Source organism: Actinomyces sp. oral taxon 180 str. F0310, assembly GCF_000185285.1.
Taxonomy (GTDB): Bacteria; Actinomycetota; Actinomycetes; order Actinomycetales; family Actinomycetaceae; genus Pauljensenia.
Map to the genome: position 1 here is coordinate 2,110,307 of NZ_GL622194.1, position 18,573 is coordinate 2,128,879.

The 18,573-nt window shown below is 67.4% G+C and carries 16 protein-coding genes; 5 read left to right on the forward strand and 11 right to left on the reverse strand.

Going from position 1 to position 18,573, the window contains the following annotated elements:
• Window positions 1-44 precede the first annotated feature (44 nt).
• From HMPREF9006_RS09015 to pta, 3 genes are all read right to left on the reverse strand, one after another.
• A complete protein-coding gene (locus HMPREF9006_RS09015; RefSeq protein WP_009213286.1) occupies window positions 45-779 on the reverse strand; it encodes an NAD-dependent protein deacylase in 735 nt (244 codons plus the stop codon).
• A gap of 84 nt (window positions 780-863) precedes the next feature.
• Window positions 864-2,063, reverse strand: a complete 1,200-nt coding sequence (locus HMPREF9006_RS09020; RefSeq protein WP_034231635.1) for an acetate/propionate family kinase — start codon at window positions 2,061-2,063, stop codon at window positions 864-866.
• A 95-nt stretch (window positions 2,064-2,158) separates the two neighbouring features.
• The gene (gene pta, locus HMPREF9006_RS09025) at window positions 2,159-3,640 is read right to left on the reverse strand and encodes a phosphate acetyltransferase (protein WP_009213288.1); all 1,482 of its coding nucleotides are present in this window, start codon (window positions 3,638-3,640) and stop codon (window positions 2,159-2,161) included.
• 173 nt (window positions 3,641-3,813) lie between these two features.
• On the opposite strand from pta, the gene HMPREF9006_RS09030 reads away from it, so the two are divergent.
• The 4 genes from HMPREF9006_RS09030 to pgi all read left to right on the forward strand — a co-directional run bounded on the left by HMPREF9006_RS09030 (window position 3,814) and on the right by pgi (window position 9,858).
• Window positions 3,814-4,104, forward strand: a complete 291-nt coding sequence (locus HMPREF9006_RS09030; RefSeq protein ID WP_009213289.1) for a hypothetical protein — start codon at window positions 3,814-3,816, stop codon at window positions 4,102-4,104.
• 172 nt (window positions 4,105-4,276) lie between these two features.
• Window positions 4,277-5,632 (forward strand): dicarboxylate/amino acid:cation symporter, encoded by a 1,356-nt coding sequence (locus tag HMPREF9006_RS09035; RefSeq protein WP_009213291.1) that lies wholly within the window; start codon window positions 4,277-4,279, stop codon window positions 5,630-5,632.
• 136 nt (window positions 5,633-5,768) lie between these two features.
• Window positions 5,769-8,024: a 6-phosphofructokinase gene (locus HMPREF9006_RS09040; protein ID WP_009213292.1), complete on the forward strand. Its 2,256-nt coding sequence runs from the start codon at window positions 5,769-5,771 to the stop codon at window positions 8,022-8,024.
• Window positions 8,025-8,178: 154 nt separating this feature from the next.
• Window positions 8,179-9,858: a glucose-6-phosphate isomerase gene (gene pgi, locus HMPREF9006_RS09045; protein WP_009213293.1), complete on the forward strand. Its 1,680-nt coding sequence runs from the start codon at window positions 8,179-8,181 to the stop codon at window positions 9,856-9,858.
• A 54-nt stretch (window positions 9,859-9,912) separates the two neighbouring features.
• On the opposite strand, the gene HMPREF9006_RS09050 is transcribed toward pgi, so the two are convergent.
• The 5 genes from HMPREF9006_RS09050 to HMPREF9006_RS09070 all read right to left on the reverse strand — a co-directional run bounded on the left by HMPREF9006_RS09050 (window position 9,913) and on the right by HMPREF9006_RS09070 (window position 14,162).
• Window positions 9,913-10,461 (reverse strand): hypothetical protein, encoded by a 549-nt coding sequence (locus tag HMPREF9006_RS09050; protein ID WP_009213294.1) that lies wholly within the window; start codon window positions 10,459-10,461, stop codon window positions 9,913-9,915.
• 4 nt (window positions 10,462-10,465) lie between these two features.
• The gene (locus tag HMPREF9006_RS09055; RefSeq protein ID WP_034231640.1) at window positions 10,466-11,215 is read right to left on the reverse strand and encodes an ABC transporter permease; all 750 of its coding nucleotides are present in this window, start codon (window positions 11,213-11,215) and stop codon (window positions 10,466-10,468) included.
• Between the two features lie 5 nt (window positions 11,216-11,220).
• Window positions 11,221-12,144, reverse strand: a complete 924-nt coding sequence (locus HMPREF9006_RS09060) for an ABC transporter ATP-binding protein (protein ID WP_009213296.1) — start codon at window positions 12,142-12,144, stop codon at window positions 11,221-11,223.
• 36 nt (window positions 12,145-12,180) lie between these two features.
• The gene (locus tag HMPREF9006_RS09065; protein WP_009213297.1) at window positions 12,181-12,486 is read right to left on the reverse strand and encodes an AbrB/MazE/SpoVT family DNA-binding domain-containing protein; all 306 of its coding nucleotides are present in this window, start codon (window positions 12,484-12,486) and stop codon (window positions 12,181-12,183) included.
• Window positions 12,487-12,755: 269 nt separating this feature from the next.
• The gene (locus HMPREF9006_RS09070) at window positions 12,756-14,162 is read right to left on the reverse strand and encodes an endonuclease/exonuclease/phosphatase family protein (protein ID WP_034231643.1); all 1,407 of its coding nucleotides are present in this window, start codon (window positions 14,160-14,162) and stop codon (window positions 12,756-12,758) included.
• Between the two features lie 189 nt (window positions 14,163-14,351).
• Between HMPREF9006_RS09070 and HMPREF9006_RS09075 the strand changes: the two genes are divergently transcribed.
• A complete protein-coding gene (locus HMPREF9006_RS09075) occupies window positions 14,352-15,143 on the forward strand; it encodes a YhfC family glutamic-type intramembrane protease (protein WP_034232393.1) in 792 nt (263 codons plus the stop codon).
• Window positions 15,144-15,169: 26 nt separating this feature from the next.
• Here the strand turns inward: HMPREF9006_RS09075 and HMPREF9006_RS09080 are convergent, their stop codons facing one another.
• Genes HMPREF9006_RS09080 through HMPREF9006_RS09090 form a run of 3 tightly spaced genes read right to left on the reverse strand, consistent with a single transcriptional unit; the run spans window position 15,170 to window position 18,550 of the window.
• Entirely contained in the window at window positions 15,170-16,771 is a 1,602-nt protein-coding gene (locus HMPREF9006_RS09080) for an ABC transporter permease (protein WP_009213300.1), read from the reverse strand.
• Complete coding sequence (locus HMPREF9006_RS09085) at window positions 16,768-17,682, reverse strand: ABC transporter ATP-binding protein (RefSeq protein ID WP_009213301.1); 915 nt, start codon at window positions 17,680-17,682, stop codon at window positions 16,768-16,770. The genes HMPREF9006_RS09080 and HMPREF9006_RS09085 overlap by 4 nt, the downstream gene beginning before the upstream one ends.
• Entirely contained in the window at window positions 17,675-18,550 is an 876-nt protein-coding gene (locus HMPREF9006_RS09090) for a MerR family transcriptional regulator (protein ID WP_009213302.1), read from the reverse strand. Before HMPREF9006_RS09090 ends, HMPREF9006_RS09085 begins: the two co-directional genes overlap by 8 nt.
• Window positions 18,551-18,573: the final 23 nt, after the last annotated feature.

Sequence of the window (18,573 nt, forward strand, 5' to 3'; positions counted from 1 at the left end):
ACGGTGTGTGGCTCATACACGTTGCGTAGCTTCTGGGGGGCTATTCAAAATAGGTCGGCCATGACCTGGTCGAATGTGTGGGCGACCGGCTCGCGGATAATCATGTCCGCGTGCGCATCGGCCGAGGTGGGGGTCGCGTTCATGAGCACCAGGTGGTCCCCGGAGAAATAGTCGATGAGGCCCGCCGCTGGATACACCACGAGGGACGTCCCGGCCACGATGAGAACGGACGCCCGAGAAATAGCGGTGACGGCGGCCTCGATGACGCCCTGGTCGAGGGCCTCGCCGTACATGACGATATCCGGGCGCAGATGGGAACCGCACGACGGGCACGAAGGGACGGGGTCGGTGCTGGAACGGAGAGACTCACCCAGCGGCTGGACGGCTCCGCATCCCGGGCACACGAGCCGCTCCCAGTTGCCGTGCAGCTCCCACACGGCGCGCGACCCGGCCCGCTGGTGCAGGCCGTCGATGTTCTGCGTGATGACAGCGTCCAGGCGACCCGCGGCCTCCAGAGACGCCAGGGCCCTGTGTGCGCCGTTGGGCTCCACCGGGCGGTACACCTCGTCAAACCACTGCCAGTACGCCTCGGGGTGGCGGCTGAAGAAGTCGATGCTCAGCACCGTTTCAAGGGGAATCTCGCGCTCCTGAAAGTAGAAGCCGTTCGCCCCTCGAAAATCGGGGATTCCCGACTCCGTGGACACGCCCGCGCCGCCGAAAAACACGGTGGAGGGCGAATCAGCGATCCAATCCGCCAGGGTCGAAACGTCGTCGTTCATGAGGGCCTCCTTGCTCGCGCTCCCTTCCCAGGATACGCGTCAGGCCGGGGCCCCGTGGGAACCCCGGCCTTGTAGGCGAACGACTCAGGCGAAGGTCAGCGCCTGACGTGCGATCGCCAGCTCCTCGTTGGTGGGGAAGACGACCAGCGTCACGGTCGAATCCGGCGTCGAGACGATGCGCGGCTCGCCGCTGCGTACCTTGTTCGCTTCCACGTCGATCTTGACCCCGAAGGGCGCGAGGGCCTCGGCCAGCTCGCGGCGCACGTCGCTGTCGTTCTCGCCGATGCCGGCGGTGAAGGTGATGACATCGAGGCCACCGAGCTCCGCCGTGTAGGAGCCCACGTACTTCAGCAGGCGGTTGACGTAGACGTCCATCGCGGTACGGGCGCGCTGCTGGTTCTCGGGATCTTCGTCGTTGTGGATCATTGCCCACACGGAGCGCATGTCGGACTCGCCGGTCATGCCCTTCATGCCGGACTTCTTGTTGAAAAGCGTGTCGACCTCGTCGACGCTCATGCCCGCCACGCGCTGGAGGTGGAACACCACGGCCGGGTCAATGTCGCCCGTGCGCGTGCCCATCATCAGCCCCTCGAGGGGGGTCAGGCCCATGGACGTGTCAATCGGGTGGCCGTTCTTGACCGCGGACACGGAGGCGCCGTTGCCCAGGTGCAGGACGATCTGCTTGAGATCGTCGCGCCCGAGCATCGTGGAGATTTCCTGTGAGACAAACTGGTGGGAGGTGCCGTGCGCGCCGTAGCGACGCACCGAGTACTTCTCGGCCGTCTCGGTCTCGAGGGCGTACAGCGCGGAGCGGTCGGGGAGCTGCTGGAAGAACGCCGTGTCGAAAACGGCGACGTGCGGGACGTCGGGCATGAGCTCGCGCGCCACGTCAATGCCCTTGAGGTGGGCGGGATTATGCAGGGGAGCGAGCGGACACAGCTCCTCAATGAGGTCGCGAACCTCGTCCGTGATTAGCGCCGGGCCGTCGAAGTGACGGCCGCCCTGAACGATGCGGTGGCCGACGGCGACGATGCCCGCTTCGGCCAGGGTCGGGCCCTCCGCGTCGAAGAGGCGCAGGACCTCGCGCATTCCGACGGTGTGATCCGCAATGGGGATCTCCTCCTCGGTCACCGACTCGCCGTGGACGTGCCTCACGATGCCCATGGAGTCGCCGATGCGCTCCACGATGCCCTTCGCGATAGCATCGCCCGTTTCGGGGTCGACGAGCTGATACTTGATGGAGGAGGACCCCGAGTTAATGACGAGAACGGAGGAAGCAGACACGTGTGAGCCTTTCATAGGGAGTAGATGGGAGTGAAGGACGAGGCCGGGGCCCGACGGCCGATCGGCGGCAACCGGGCCCCGCCGCCATGCCTCGATCAGCCCTGGGCCTGGACGGCGGTCAGGGCGACAGTGTTGACGATGTCCTCGACGAGAGCGCCGCGCGACAGGTCGTTGACGGGCTTGTTCAGGCCCTGCAGGACCGGGCCGACGGCGACGGCGCCGGAGGAGCGCTGCACGGCCTTGTATCCGATGTTTCCGGCCTCAAGCGAGGGGAACACGAAGACGGTGGCCTTGCCCGCGACCTCGGAACCGCGCAACTTCTTGGACGCCACGGCCTCGTCGACGGCAGCGTCGAACTGGATGGGACCCTCAATGGCCAGATCGGGGGCCTTCTCCCGGGCCAGACGCGTGGCCTCGACAACCGCATCCACGTCCGGCCCGGAGCCGGACGTGCCGGTGGAATAGGACAGCATGGCGACGCGGGGGGTGACGCCAAACTGGGCGGCGGTGTGCGCCGACGTGATCGCGATGTCGGCCAGCTGTTCCGGCGTGGGGTTGGGGTTGACCGCGCAGTCACCAAACGCCCACACCCGGTCCTTCATTGCCATGAGGAAGATCGAGGACACCACGGAGACGCCGGGGGCGGTCTTGATGATCTGGAAGGAGGGAACGATCGTGTGAGCCGTCGTGTGGGCTGCGCCGGAGACCATGCCGTCGGCGTCGCCCATGTGCACCATCATCGTGCCGAAGTAGGAGACATCCGTGACCTTCTCGCGCGCCTGCTCCAGCGTGACGCCCTTCTTCGCGCGCAGACGAGCGAACTCTTCGGCGTAGCGCTCCAGGTAGGCGGGATCGTTAACGGAGACGACCTGGGCGGCGCTCAGGTCGAGGCCGAGTTCACCGGCGCGCTTAGCGACGTAATCGGCGTCACCCACGAAGGTAATGTCGGCGATGCCCGCGGCGAGGACCTGCGCCGCGGCCTGCAGGACACGGTCGTCGTCGGGCTCGGGCAGGACGATGCGCTTGCGATCAGCGCGCGCACGCTCAATAAGGTCGGCTTGGAAGGCGATGGGGGTGACTGCGCTCGGCGCGGGACGCTCGCGCAAGCACTGGGCGGCCTCCTCGGTCAGGGGCAGGGAGAAGAGCGGCAGGTCGCACGTGACCTCGGGGACGGCGCCGGTGAGGATGACCGCGACGACGCTTGCGGCAGCGGCCTGCGCGCGCAGACGGGCGGCGGCGATCTCCTCGGCGAGCAGCTCGGGGCTGGCACCCTCGGAGTCGAAAGCGAGGACGACAGCGGCGCGGGTGGATGCCGCCAGCGCGAGGTTCCAGGCAACGTGGTCGAACGAACGGTTCGAGGCCTCGCGAGCCGGGATGATCAGGGCGTCATCGCCGGACGCGCGCACGGCCTGGACCGCCGCGGGAAGAGCGGAGGCGGGACGCAGGGCCGCGTCCGAGGCGCTCGTGCCGGCAAGGGCATCAACGCAGGTGGCGGCACCCAGGACGCGGGCGAGCTCCTCCGTGGCGAGGGCGGCTGCCTCCGACGAGCCGGGGGCGACAACAATGAAACGGGACACTCGAATTGCTCCTTTGGTTGCGAGAGAATAACCGTTGCCACATAGGCCTTTGGGACCATCTTAAACCCGCGCGCATCCCTTTTCGTCACAGCGGAGTCTCTTCCGGCCCAAGCCGGTCGCGCGGGCGAGAGGAGGATGCCGGTCGCGTTCGATCGTGCGCTAGGGTAGGGGGCGTGAAGAACGAGGAGAAGGGAGTGCGCGCACGGCTGGGCGCGTGGCTCGGTTGCGCTCTCAGCGTCCTCGGCGTCCTCGGCGTCATCGCGCTGTCGGCGACGGATCACCGTTACCGGGCTGTGATGGTCCTGGTTGCGGTGCTGGCGGGGATGGGTGCCCTGCGTCTGTGGACCCCTGGGCGTCCGTGGTTTGCCTCGAGGGGGCGCCTCGTTGACGTCTCCGTGTACGTGATTCTCGCCGCGATTATCTGGTATCTAGCTCCCTACGTGTCGACGATGGCGGTGCGCTGACGTCCAGCATTTTGTGAAAACGCGCGGAAGAGCCCGCGATAAGGGGCGATGAACGAGGCTGCTGACCCGCGCATGGGCAATGTTCCGCATCCTGGTTATCCGTGTAACGATCCGTCACGCTCGTGCATGCTATGTCTAACCCATCATCCATAATCTTCTCAAGGTGAAACACATGCGCGAGTTTCTGCGTAAGTCGGGAATTCTCGTGTGGGTGATCGCGGCGATCATCCTCGCGAGCGTCCTCGGATCGATTCGCATTGGCGGCAACCACCTGATCCCGGTCGGGGTCGGACGCGTTTTTGCAACCTTCTCCGACATCTTCAGCCAGTTCCTGAGCTTTGCGATCCCGCTGATCATCATCGGCCTCGTGACTCCCGCCATCGCCGACCTGGGTCGAGGGGCCGGGAAGTGGCTGGGCATTACGACCGCGTTTGCCTACGGATCGACCCTGTTCTCCGGCTTCCTCACGTTCCTCGTATGCTTCTCGCTTTTCCCGCGCCTGCTCGCGTCGACTCAACTGTCGAGCGTGGACAAGCCGGGTAGCGCCCTGGAGTCCTACTTCACGATCGAGATGCCCCCGCCCATGCAGGTCATGACCGCCCTGCTGCTGTCCTTCGTGGTCGGCATCGGCCTGTCGATGGTGCCGCGAGGCGTCCTGCGCAAGGGATTCATCGAGTTTCGCGCGATCATCACCCGCCTGATTGAAACGATCATCGTTCCGCTCCTGCCCCTGCACATCTTCGGCATCTTCCTGAACCTGACCTACACGGGAGAGGCAATCTCCGTCATCCGCACGCTGCTGCGCGTGGTCGTTGTCGTCCTCGTCTTGGAGGTCGTCATTCTTCTCACGCAGTTCTGCGTCGCGGGAGCGGTCGCGCGTCGCAACCCGGTCAAGGCGTTGCTCACCATGATGCCGGCCTACCTGACGGCGCTGGGGACCTCCTCCTCGGCGGCAACCATCCCGGTGACGCTGCGCCAGACGAAGAAGAACGGCGTGTCGGAGGCGGTCGCTTCCTTCACCGTTCCGCTGTGCGCGACGATCCACCTGGCCGGCTCGACGTCGAAGATCTTCGCCTTCGCCTTCGCGATCGTCCTGACCCAGGGGCTCAGCGTTTCGCCGGTGCAGTGGGTTGGATTTATCTTCATGCTCGGCATCACGATGGTCGCCGCCCCCGGCGTGCCCGGCGGCGCCATCATGGCGGCCACGGGCCTGCTGTCCTCGATGCTGGGGTTCAACGAGGCGCAGGTCGGGCTCATGATTGCGACCTATATCGCCCTGGATTCCTTTGGTACCGCCACGAACGTCACGGGCGACGGGGCGATCGCGATGATCGTCGACCGCGTCGCTCACGGAACGATCGGGCGCGAGGGAGACCCGGAGAACGCCCGCGAGCTGGCTTTCGACGGCATGGTCTACCTGGATCGCGTCTCCGTCGAGGGCGTTGTCAGTCCCGAGGAACTGGCCGATTCGGCCGCTCGTCATGGCACCACACGGGTTCCGGGGCATTTCCTGGGAGGGCAGCCCTAGGGGGTCGCGGGTACGCTCTCGTCTCGGCGTCTCATGGGAGTAAGGCCCTGGTGTCTGGCGGGGTGGTGGCGTAGAATTGACGGCGATAGGCCTGTCGGCTTACCCGGCCCTTCCGTCAATGAAAGATGGCAGAAAAATGAGCACTGTGCGCATCGGAGTCCTCACATCCGGCGGAGACGCCCAGGGAATGAACGCGGCCGTTCGCGGAGTTGTGCGAACGGCGCTGGCCAGGGGCGCGCAGCCCTACGCCATCCTCGAAGGATGGCAGGGTGCATGCGACGGAGGCGATTCCATCAAGAGAATGGAATGGTCGGACGTTTCCTCGATCCTCGCCGAAGGCGGGACGGTCATCGGCACAGCCCGCAGCGCGGACTTCCGCACCTACGAGGGGCGCCACCGTGCCGCGGCCAACCTCCTCGAACACGGGATCGACCACCTCGTTGTGATCGGCGGCGACGGATCTCTGTCGGGAACGGACGAGTTTAGAAGCGAGTGGGGGCAGCACGTTCGAGAACTCGCCGATGAGGGCGTTATTTCGGAGCAGGATGCTCTCGCCCACCCGGATCTCATCGTCGTCGGTCTGGTCGGATCGATCGACAACGACATGGTGGGCACCGACATGACGATCGGCGCTGACACCGCGCTGCACCGCATCTTGGACGCGATCGACCAGCTGACCAGCACGGCGGCCTCCCACCAGCGCACGTTTGTCGTCGAGGTCATGGGCCGTCACTGCGGCTACCTGCCCCTGATGGCCGCGGTCGCGGGCGGCGCCGACTATGTCTTCACCCCCGAGGATCCGGCCGGTCCCGGTTGGCAGGATGACCTCGCGGAGCACCTGCGCCTGGGCCGCGAGGCGGGGCGCCGCGAGTCGATCGTCCTGGTTGCCGAGGGAGCGCGCGATCGCGACGGCAACGAGCTACCCGCGCAGCTGGTCGCCGACACCATCGAGGAACGTACCGGCGAAGACGCGCGAGTGACGATTCTTGGTCACGTCCAGCGCGGGGGCACTCCGTCGGCCTACGACCGCTGGATGTCCACCCTGCTCGGCTACGCCGCCGTCCAGGAGATCCTCGATCGCACGGGCGATGATGAGCCCGTCATCCTGGGGGTGCGTCACAACCGCATCACCCGGATTCCCCTCATGAAAGCGGTGCGCGACACTCGCGCTGTGAAGGACCTGGTCGCCGCGGGAGACTACAAGGCCGCCCAGGCGTCGCGGGGCACGTCTTTTTCCTCGATGGTGGGCATCAACCAGGTGCTGTCGACGCCTCCTCAGCTCACCCCGGAACCGGAGGGTGAAACGATGCGGGTCGCGATCATCCACGCCGGCGGCCTCGCGCCCGGCATGAACACGGCTGCCCGGGTGGCCGTGCGCCTGGGCATTGCCCGCGGCTGGACGATGCTGGGCGTTGAGGGGTCGTGGAGTGGCCTCGCCGACGACCGGGTGCGTCCCCTCAGCTGGTCGGACGTTGAGGGGTGGGCCTTCAAGGGAGGCGCGGAGCTCGGAACGAAGCGCGACATCCCGCCCGTGGAGCAGTTCTACGCGCTGGGGCGAGCCATCGAACGCAATGAGATCGACGCGCTCCTCGTGATCGGAGGACTCAACGCCTACCTCGGTGTCCACGCCATCACCTCGGAGAAGGACCGCTACCCGGCGTTCCAGATTCCGATGCTCCTGATTCCCGCGTCGATCGACAACAACCTGCCCGGTTGTGAGCTCGCGATCGGCACCGACACGGCGATCAACAACGCCACGTGGGCGATCGACCGGATCAAGGAGAGCGCCGCCGCTTCCAAGCGCTGCTTTATCGCGGAGACGATGGGGCGCCGCTGCGGATACCTGACTCTCATGAGCGCCCTGTCGACGGGCGCGGAGTACATGTACATGAACGAGGACACTCCTTCCCTCGAACAGATTGCCGTAGATGCGGCTCGGATGGTGACGTCCTTCAAGTCTGGGCGTCGGCTCTTCCTCACCCTCGTCAACGAGTCGACGTCCCAGTACTACGACCGCGAGTTCCTCGCCGACGTGTTCAACGCCGAGTCCGAGGGCATCTTTGATGTGCGTCACATGGCCCTGGGGCACCTGCAGCAGGGCGGGTCGCCGTCGCCCTACGATCGACTCTTGGCGACCCGGCTCGTGAGTCGCGCCTTCGCGCAGCTCGTCGACCAGTTCGAGCGTGGGGACCGGGGGGCCTACTACATCGGACAGGTCGGCAACAACACCGAGGCGCGGCCCGTGAAGAACATGTTCGACGACCTGGACATCGTCAACCGTCGGCCCTTCCTCCAGTGGTGGCGTGACATGGTTCCCGTCCAGCGCATCGTCTCCCTGCAGAACCCCGGGATTGAGGCCGCACCGATCCACATCGACGATTCGATCGAGTGACGCGTGGGCGCATGCGCCCGGTGGTGAGGCCGCGGACCCCCGTTTTCTGAGGGGGGACGCGGCCTCACCGATCCGGGAGGGAGAACCGGGGGTGACCGCGGGGCTCAGCGTCGCTAAAATAGGAGCGAACGTTCCTCGACTCTCAGGAGACCCCATGAGTGATATCCCCGTGATCGATCCGACGATGACCCCCGCGTGGGACACGCTCGATCAGCTGGCCGAAACCTTTGATCCCGACCTGCGCAAGCTATTCGCGGACGACCCCACGCGCACGCAGGCATTCACCTTCGATGCGGCCGACCTGCACGTTGACCTGTCGAAGAACCTCGTGTGCCCCACGCTGGTGGGACACCTCCTCGCGCTCGCTGAGCAGACCGGCGTCCTCGATCTGCGTGACCGCATGTTCGCGGGTGAACACATCAACGTCACGGAGGATCGAGCCGTCCTGCACACCGCCCTGCGTCGCCCGGCCACCGATTCCCTGTCCGTGGACGGACAAGACGCGGTCGCAGACGTCCACGCCGAACTCGACAAGATCTACGCCTTTGCACGTCGCGTGCGCAGCGGGGAATGGAAGGGCGTGACGGGCAAGCCCGTCAAGACCGTCGTCAACGTCGGCATCGGCGGCTCCGACCTCGGCCCCGTCATGGCCTACGAGGCCCTCAAACCCTACGTGCAGGCGGGCCTGGAGTGCCGCTTCATCTCGAATATCGACCCCACCGACGCCGGCGAGACCACGAAGGACCTCGATCCCGAGACGACCCTCGTCATCGTTGCCTCCAAGACCTTCACCACCCTGGAGACCATCACGAACGCGAAGGTCGTGCGCGCCTGGCTCCTGGATGCTCTGCGCGAGCGCGGCATCGTCACCGATGCCGCTTCCGAGCAGGACGCGATCGCGAAGCACTTCGTGGCCGTGTCCACCGCCCTGGACAAGGTCGCGGCCTTCGGCATCGACCCGGCCAACGCCTTCGGCTTCTGGAACTGGGTGGGCGGACGCTACTCCGTGGACTCCGCCGTCGGCACGTCGCTGGCCATCGCCATCGGCCCCGAGGGCTTCGCCGACTTCCTGGACGGCTTCCACAAGATGGACCGCCACTTCGTCGAGGCGCCGCCCGAGAAGAACGTCCCCCTGCTCATGGGGATGCTCAACGTGTGGTACTCGAACTTCCTGGGCGCCGACACGCACGCGGTCCTGCCCTACTCCCAGTACCTGCACCGCTTCCCCGCGTACCTGCAGCAGCTCACCATGGAATCCAACGGCAAGTCGGTGCGCCGCGACGGTAGCCCCGTCACGTATGAGACCGGCGAGGTGTTCTGGGGCGAGCCTGGAACGAACGGCCAGCATGCCTTCTACCAGCTGATCCACCAGGGCACCCGCATGGTCCCCGCCGACTTCATCGCCTTCGCGAACCCGACGTGGGCGCTGGGCGATGGCGACGCCGACATGCACGAGCTGTTCCTGTCGAACTTCTTCGCCCAGACGAAGGCGCTGGCCTTCGGTAAGACGAGCGAGGAGGTGCGCGCGGAGGGGACGCCCGAGGCAATTGTCTCCGCCCGTGTCTTCACGGGAAATAGGCCCACTACCTCGATCATGGCGCCCGCCTTGACCCCCTCTGTTCTGGGACAGCTGATCGCCCTGTACGAGCACATCACCTTCGTGGAGGGCGCTGTGTGGGGCATTGACTCCTTCGACCAGTGGGGCGTGGAGCTGGGCAAGGTTCTGGCCAAGCAGATCCTGCCTGCCATCGAGGGCTCGTCCGAGGCCCTGGACGCGCAGGATCAGTCGACTCGCGCTCTCATCGAGTACTACCGAGCGCACCGCACGAAGTAGTCTCGCCTGCTCTTAGACGTGGGGGCCGCGCCGGTAGGCGCGGCCCCCACTGTGTTATCGGGTTGTGCGCCGACGCCAGTAGCCGATCAGGCCGATCGTGAGGGCGGGAGCCCACAGGAACAGCATCGGGGCGTAGGCCGCGACCAGGATGGCCAGTTGCCAGTGGTTCATTCCGTCGGCCGGGGTCTGCCCCTCGGTCAGGCCCAGCCAGATGGAGCCGAACCTGATGATCAGGGTGGCGCTGATGCGGTAGAGCAGGGCGTTTCCGATCCCTCCGAGCACGAGGGGCAAGAACGTGGGGATCTGTCTTCCGCCGAGAAGGGGACACCATTGGGGAACGCGCTCGCCCCAGGGGTAGATGAGGCCGAGGCACAGGGTTCCAGCGAGGACCTGGATGGCCTCGAGCCCCAGGACGTAGGCCGTGGCCGAGGCGTTGGAACGGAAGAAGTCTGCCTGGGAGAAGCCGAGGTCCACCCCGCAGAGCATCCCGATCCTCCACGCCACGGGCAAGAGGGCACTGATGAAGGCCGTCCAGCAGGCGACGCGCGCCCAGCGTCCGGGCGGGCGACCCGTCGAATGGACGTGGGGCACCTGAGAACCCATGGCCTCACTCCCAGCGGAAGAAACGCGCCGCAGCGGCGGCGCAGACGGCGCCGAAGACGACGAGAACAAGCGCTGCCACCCAGTGCTCTGCCCACCCATCGCCCACCCAAAGACCCCGCGTCAGGTAGGTGAGCTGCGTCATCGGCGAATACTTCGCGACCGAGAGGACCCCGGGGGGCAGCATCGCCAGGGGCACCGCTGCACCGGAGGTAAAGATCAGCGGGTACATGAGGATGTTCCCCAGCCCCTGCGCGGCGCCCACGTTGCGGAAGCGCCCGGCGATCAGGTAGCCCGGCGCCAGGAACGCGGCGAGCCCCAGCATCGTCGCGACCAGGGAGGACGCGAATGCCCCGGCCGAGGCGGGCCGCACCCCGAAGCCGAGGGCAGCGATCGCGTACATGGCCGCGAAGGACACCAGGCCCAGGACCATCCGGGAGACGACGTCGGCGGCCAGGTAGAGCGCGGGGTTGAGCGGGGTGGCGCGGAACCGCCGCAGGACGCCCGCGCCCCGCTGGGTCACTAGGTCAACGGGGACGATGATGAGCGCTGTGATCGCGATGACGATGCCCGGGAAGGCCGTGAAGTTCGCCTCGAGGAATCCCTTGCCGCCGAACTCGGGCGCCGGGTTGTTGCCGAAGATGAGGCCCATGCACCCGATGAACGCGGGGGCGAAGAGGATCATGAAGATGACGGTGACGGGTTCGCGGAGCACGCGCATCGCGGTGACGCGGCAGAGTTGGACGAAGGTGCGCATGGCTCTCATGCCTCCTGACGCATGTCGCGGCCGGTGAGGGCGAGGAACACGTCCTCCAGGCCGGGGGAGCTGGTGCGGATGTTGGACACGGTGGCGCCGGTGGCCTCGATGGCGGAGACGGCGGCCTGGGGGATCCCCGAGCCGGCCCACAGCATCGACACGGCGGTGCCGGCGACCGCCACGTCGCTGATGCCCTCGACGCCGTCGAGCGCGCTGGGCTGGATCGTGCGGGAGGTGCGCAGCTGGACCTTGGTCCCCTTCCCGAGGGAGCCGATGAGGCCCGGGACCGTGTCGAGCGCGATGAGGCGGCCCGCGTCGATGACGGCGACCCGGTCGCACAGGGCCTCGGCCTCTTCCATGTAGTGGGTGGTCATGACCACTGTGGCCCCGCCCTGTCGGATGGAGCGCACCACGTCCCACATGGCCAGGCGCGCCTGGGGGTCGAGCGCGGTGGTGAGCTCGTCGAGGAAGACCAGTTCGGGCTTGCCCAGCAGGGCGAGTGCGATGAAGACCCTCTGGCGCTGTCCGCCTGAGAGCTTGTCCACGTAGGAGCGCCCTTTGGAGGCGATGCCGAGCTCGTGGAGCAGTGCGGCGGGGTCGGCGGGGTCGGAGTACATGGACGCGAAGAGGGCGAGCGCCTCGTTGACGGTGATCTTGGGCGGCAGGGCTGCTGTCTGCAGCTGGACACCGATGCGTTCGCGCCACCGCTTGGTGGGGTGGGAGGGGTCTTCCCCGAGTACGTCGATTTCGCCGCTGTCGGGCAGGCGCAGGCCCTCGAGGCATTCCATGAAGGTGGTCTTTCCTGCGCCGTTGGGGCCGATGATCCCGACGATCTCGCCGGGGGAGACCTCCAGTGACACGCCGTCCACGGCGGTGAGGTCGCCGTAGCGCTTGGTGACATCCGCTGCGCTAATAGCTGGGGTGGTCATTTCTACTCCTGGTGGTGCAGTGGGGTGGTGTTGGGTCTAAGAGGCGGGGGTTGCTCCTGTGGGACCGCTGTCCGCCTCGGGAGGTGTGTCGCCCGCCATGGTGGTGCGCACGAGGGCCGCGATGGGGTTGGTGTCGGCGTGCTGGGCGAGCAGCAGGGACAGGGGGATCAGGGCGAGTCCTTGGGCGGGGTCGGTGAGTACGACCAGCTGGTCGCCGGGCTCCAGGCCGAGGGACTTGCGTGCCTGCGCGGGAATGGAGATCTGTCCTCGCGTGCCCACGGTGACGGTTCCGAAGAAGCCGCGCCCGCCGGGGCCGATGTGTGCGGGGTTTCGTGGTGTCATAGTGCCAGCCTCTCTGCTAAATCCAACATAACATGCAAAACATGTATATATGTATTATATGCCTCTTCGGATGTACTTACGCCCGGATCGGCATGTGACCAGTCCCTCATCTTGTGTCCGGGCTATGGGTGCGATGCCGCTGTGGACGCACAGATGCATCTGCGGGAGGCAGCCAGTTGGCGGGCTGACACGCGAGGAATTCCGTGTCGCATGCGAAACGCCTCGGGGCGGGTCAATCAGACCCGCCCCGAGGCGTTGAGTGATCGCGGCTACGCCCGGCGACGACGCGCGCGACGCTGGACGATGAGGAGAGCGCCGCCCAGGCCCGCCGTGAGGGCGATCATGCCGAGAAGGCCGACATGCGTGCCCGAATTCGCCAGTTTGCCGGACTTGCCTGCTCCCGAGGGGCCCGCCTGCCCTTGATCACCGGGGTTTGGCTGTTCCGGTGCCGGTGGCTCTGCTGCCGGGAAGCGCAGCTTTGTCCAGACCATGCGGTGGTCGGAGGTCGGGAAGGGATGGAGGCCGGTGAGACGGAACAGCTCGTCGTCGCGGGTTGGCCAAAAGACCTGCGCCTCGTCGACCTGCGTGCCCGTGTTCGGCAGCACGTAATCGATGCGCAGATTGCCCGGCCGCGGATCGTCGTTGAAGTCGCCTGTGTCGTACTTCGGATCCGTCTTGTGCTTCAGGTTGGCCCCACCCTGGAGCTTCGCCTCGCTGGGCCCGCCCTGCGAGGTCGGCATCGTGTCGACGATTCGGGGGCTGGTCAGGAGCTGGTCGATGGCTCCCGGGTACGAATCGCCGTCCAGTGGATCGGAGTTGTAGTCGCCCAGAATGACGAAGTTCGCATCGGTGGACAGGCCGCCCTTGACGCCCTTGTCGTCGTAGAGGTAGTCGGCCCGGTTCGCTACGTAGTCGGACCACACGCGGATCTCGTCAAAGTTGCGTTTCTTGTTACGCTGCTCGGGTCCGTCGAATGACGGTGGGGTCGGGTGAGCGGCGAGCACGTGGACGGTCGTGCCGTCGACATCGACCGGCAGGTCGGCGTGCGTCTTAGACGAGAGGGGGAAGCGCTGGAGTATCTCGTCGGAGTACCAGCCCGAGCCGTCGGCGTTGGTCGGAAGGAGGGCGCCCGGCATGTCCTTCCACAAGAAGTTTTGGAACGTGCGGATCTGGTCGGTCTTAATCGGGTATTTCGAGTAGACGACGAAACCGTATTGACCCGGGAACTTGCCGAAACCCCAGGCGTCGGAGGGGCCCGAGGTGCTTCCGTCCCCGTCCAGGTCGAAGCCGCTGGGGACTCCCGTGTTCACCGAACCTGCCCACGAGTAGGGGTAGGTGACGGGCTGGGCGCCGTTGTGCGGGACTTCGAGGTAGTTCGTGCGAAAGAGGTCAACAGCCGCCGAATTCGCGTCGTAGTCGAACTCGTTGATCAAAATGATGTCCGGATTCACGCGTTGGATGGTTTCTGCGACGTTGGACGCCTGGGTATTGCCTGACGTGGCAAGGTCGTCGAGAAGCTGACCCGGAGAGTCTCGGTTGAGGCTGGCGTTGAACGTGGCCACCGTGAGGGCATCGGTTGTCGCCGACCGCGCGGGATCGGCGAGCGCGGGGGCAGCCGGTAGTAGGCATAGAGCAAGGGGGAGGCAGGCCGCTGTGGCGACCGAGAGGGGCTTCATCGCCGTAATCTCCTTCAACACCGTTGGGATGGGTACAACAGATGGTAGATCCCCGGGAGGGCAACAAACAAGGATGTGGTACGGGTGGGCGGGGACCGGGAGTATCCTCAACCGTACGGGCGCTCGTCGGCTCCCCTTCCCGACCAACGAATCGAGGCTTCCATGGTTTCAACACCGTCCCTGGCGTGCATGGGCGTCAGCGCTCTGGCCACGCTCGTCCTGCCGATCGTCATCCTCGTCGTTGCGCGGCGCAGGTGGCGCTTCTCCCTGTGGTCCGCCGCCGTCGGCGCGCTCGTGTTCGTCGTGTTTGCTCTCCTCCTCGAGGGAGGAACGCACTCGCTTGTATTCGCGGCCGTCCCAAGCCTGCGCAGTAATCCCGCCCTATACACCCTCTACGGGGCGCTCACGGCCGGAGTATTCGAGGAGCTCGGGCGGGTGTGTGGCTTCGCCGTGCTACGAGCAAGCGATCGGCGCCCCGACGACGTCGGGCGCGCCCTCGGAGCGGGCATTGGACACGGAGGCATCGAGGCAATGCTGCTCGTGGGAGTGGGGATGGTCTCCAGCCTCGTGACCTCGGTGAGCATCATCAACGCGGGGGCCAGCGAGGCGTTCCTCGCCGGCTTGCCCGACGCCCAGCGTGACGTCGCCGCCCGCCAGCTCGACTCACTCATCAACACCCCGGCCCCCCTCTACCTGCTGGGCATCGGCGAACGCGCCATCGCCATCGTCTTGCACATCACCCTGTCGGTCCTGGTCTGGATGGCGTTCACGGGGCGGATCCGCCGCTGGTGGATCCTCGGGGCGATCCTCGCCCACGCCCTCGCGGACGCTGGGGCGGCCCTGTATCAGAGCGGGGCGGTGAGCGTGTTCGTGGCGCAGGGATGGGCGCTGATCGTCACCGTCATCCTCGCGCTGGCGGTCAGGCGAGTCTACGTGTCCACCAAGGCGCCGCTCGCTCGCGGGGGCGCGCAGGCATCGTGAGCGAGCGGCGGGCGGGACACGAGCGCTCACGCGGGAATGTCGCGCACGCGGTAGGCGATCAGGCCGCCAGCGCAGCACGCGATGCCAACCCCAAGCTGGACGGCCATGGGCAGCCAGTGGGTCGTCCCCCACGGATCGGCCACGTGCCCCAGGACGCTGAGATCCTGCGCCCACTTCGGCATGTCGATGAGGCCCCCGAAGAAGCGCGCGAAGGAACTCCACGCGATGACCGCCCACGCCAGGGACCGCCACCGGGGCGCTGCGCCCACCAGCAACGCGGCGATTCCCGCCGCCGCCACGACCCCCGGCAGTTGGGTGAGTGTGGAGACGAGCGCGCGGGCGGGAGCGTGGTCCTCGCTCACCTGAGTGGCCATGGCGACCGCCAGTACGGCGCCTGACACGACGAGCAGGACCACTCCCGCGCCGATGGCGTCGGCCACGGCCGCTATGAGCGCGCGCGTGCGCGGGACCCCGCAGGCCAGCACCGCCTCGGACAGCCCCCGCTCCTCAGACGCGGCCAGGCCGAGCACCCGCTGGACGACCGCGGTGGCGACCAGGGCCACCATCAGAACCGTGAACAACGTGGTGTACTGGACGACGGGCCGCATCTCGGGAGCCATCTTGTCCATGTAGGCTGCGCTGGCCGGGTTGTTGGCGATCAGGTCGGACAGATCGCCCGACATCGCGCCGAAGAGCGCGCCCGTGAGCACCAGGGCGAAGGCCCAGGCCGCCAGGCGCCGAACGCCCAGGCGCGCGGTCAGGCCCAGGGGGCCGCGCACGCGCCACCGCCTGACGGACACGGAGCGGTCGGCCAGCACCGCCCCCAGCAACTCCCGGCGGGAGTGGAGCAGCCCCGCCAGCGCCACCAGCGCGGCCACGATCCCCACGAAGACGCCGAACGCCCACACGCGCTCCGCCCCGAAGGGCTCGGCGATATCCCGCCAGGCCAGGGGGCTCAGCCACCGCAGCCACGCGGCCCCCGTCTCGTCGGCCACGACGCGGACGGCGAAGGCCGCCCCGAAGACCGTGAAACACAGCCCCCGGGCCGCCGAGGCGTCGCGAACCAACTGCGAGGCCACCAGAGCGACGCCCGCGAAAGCCCATCCCTGGGCGATGGCCACGCCGCCGAACACGAGGGCCCCGCGCAGGGGCGTCTCGCCCACGACGGCGTCCACGCCGATCAGCGAGGCCGCCAGCCCCGCGCCCGTGAGCGCCATCGCGCCCAGCGCCCACGCGGTCGCCGAAGCGAAGGGCGCCCAGCGGCCCGCGCCCGCCCCGAGGACGACCTCGACGTGCCCGTCCTGCTCATCGCGCCGGGCCAGTGCAGTCGTGAGCATGATCGCCATGATCGCGACGAACCACAGCAGGTACCCGCCGTCCTCCCAACTGGCGAACTCCCCCACGCCGCCGGTGTCGGGGACGGGGCCGAAGAGCAGGCGCACGCCCAGCGCGTCGCGCATCTGGGCCAGGATCGCCGTGCGCACCTCCAAGGAGGGGTAGGTGCGCTGCAGGGCGATGGGGTGGCCCAGTAGGAACAGCCACAGCGGCACCATCCACGCGAGTGCCTGCCACCTGTAGCGGCGCGTCGCCAGTCCCAGGCACCGCCGGACTCCCGTGAGCGCGCTCATGACCGCGCCCCCTGGTCCCCCGAGTAGTGGCTCATGAACAGGTCCTCCAAACTCGCGGGCTCCACCTGCACGTCGTCGACCCCCAGGTTCGCGACCGCGCCCAGGACGGCGGGCACCAGGGAGGAGGGGACGTGCGTCTCCACGCGGGTGCCGGTGGGGCGGACGGGGGCGCCGAGCCCGGCCAGGGCCTCGACGAGGCGGGGGCGGCGCGCGTCCGCCTCGCCGACGCCGATGCGGATGGCGGTCTCGGCCAGGGAGCGCAGATACGACAGGTCGCCGCTCTCCACGGTGCGCCCGTCCTTGATGATCGTCACGTGCGAGCACAGGTCCTGGACCTCGGCCAGGATGTGGCTGGACAGCAGGACGGTGGCGCCACCGTCGGCGGCCTCGCGGACCACGTCGGTGAAGACGCGCTCCATGAGGGGGTCCAGGCCCGAGGTCGGCTCGTCGAGGATGAGCAGGTCCACGGGCGCGGACAGGGCGGCCACGAGCGCCACCTTCTGCGCGTTGCCCTTGGAGTAGGTCCGCACTTTCTTGGTGAGGTCCAGGTCGAAGCGCTCGGTGAGCTCCTCCTCGCGGGCGCGGTCGCGCGAGCCGCGCAGGCCCGCCAGGGTGTCGAGCACCTGCCCGCCCGTGAGGTTGGGCCACAGGCTCACCGAGCCGGGCACGTAGGCGAGGCGGCGGTTGATGGCGGAGGCTTCGCGGGTGGGGTCCATCCCCAGGACGCGGGCGCGGCCGCCGTCGGTGTGGTACATGCCCAGCAGGACGCGGATCGTCGTGGACTTCCCCGCGCCGTTGGGGCCCAGGAAGCCGTGGATCTGGCCTTTCCCGACACCAAGGTCGAGGCCGTCCAGGGCCTTGACCTTCCCGAAACTCTTGATGAGGCCCTCGGCCTCGATGAGATCAGACAATGCTCCATTCCTTTCCTGTTTTCTCTTCGAGCACGGGCCCGAACTCCGGGTCCGCCTGCAAGCGGCGGACCAGGTCGTCGATGACGCGCCTCTGATCGGGCTCGGGGTAGCCGATCTTGGACAGCCGGGCCACCCGCTTCCACAACAGGTGCCCGGGCCCGCCACTGGGCAGGTCACGCAGCAACGCGAGGGCGGTGGCCCTGTTGCGCTCGAGGACGGCCCACTCGGCCTCCTCGAGCTCCTCAATGACGCGCTCCCTCTCCTCGTCGCCGTAGGCGCCGGGGTAGCGGCTGCGGTCGAGTGTGGCGAACATGGTGAACATGCGGACCACCGCTCGGTGGTCCTCGTCGCTGAGTCCGTCAATGAAAGGGCCCAGCGAGGCCGGAATGAGTCCCGAGATCGCCAGGGCCAGGACCATGCGCCGGTCCGTGTGGACGATGGGCAGCGTGGCCGGGTCCTCAGCGAGGCCCTCGATGCGATCGTAGAAGCGCTCGAGGACGATGGGCAGGGGCGAGAGGGCCTCGCCGGAGCGCACCCTGGCTACGAGCTCGTCGATGCGGGCCCGCTGGTGGTGCAGGACCTCGATGCGCGCGTCGATCTGCGCCCGCGTGGCGAGCAGGTCCGCCTCGATGGCGCTGCGCCCCTGGGAGGGCTCGTCGGGCAGCATCTGGGCGATCTTCGCCAGGGGGATCCCAGACTCGGCCAGCCACCGGACGCGCAGCAGGCGGGCCAGGTGCTCAATCCCGTAGTCGCGGCGCCCCGCGACGAGTGGGGGCACAGGGAGCAGCCCCAGGCGGTGGTAGTAGCGCACCGTCCGCGTCGTGGTCCCCGCCAGGTCGGCCATCACTTTGACTCTCATGGGTACCATCGAACACTGTGACGCGGCGTCGC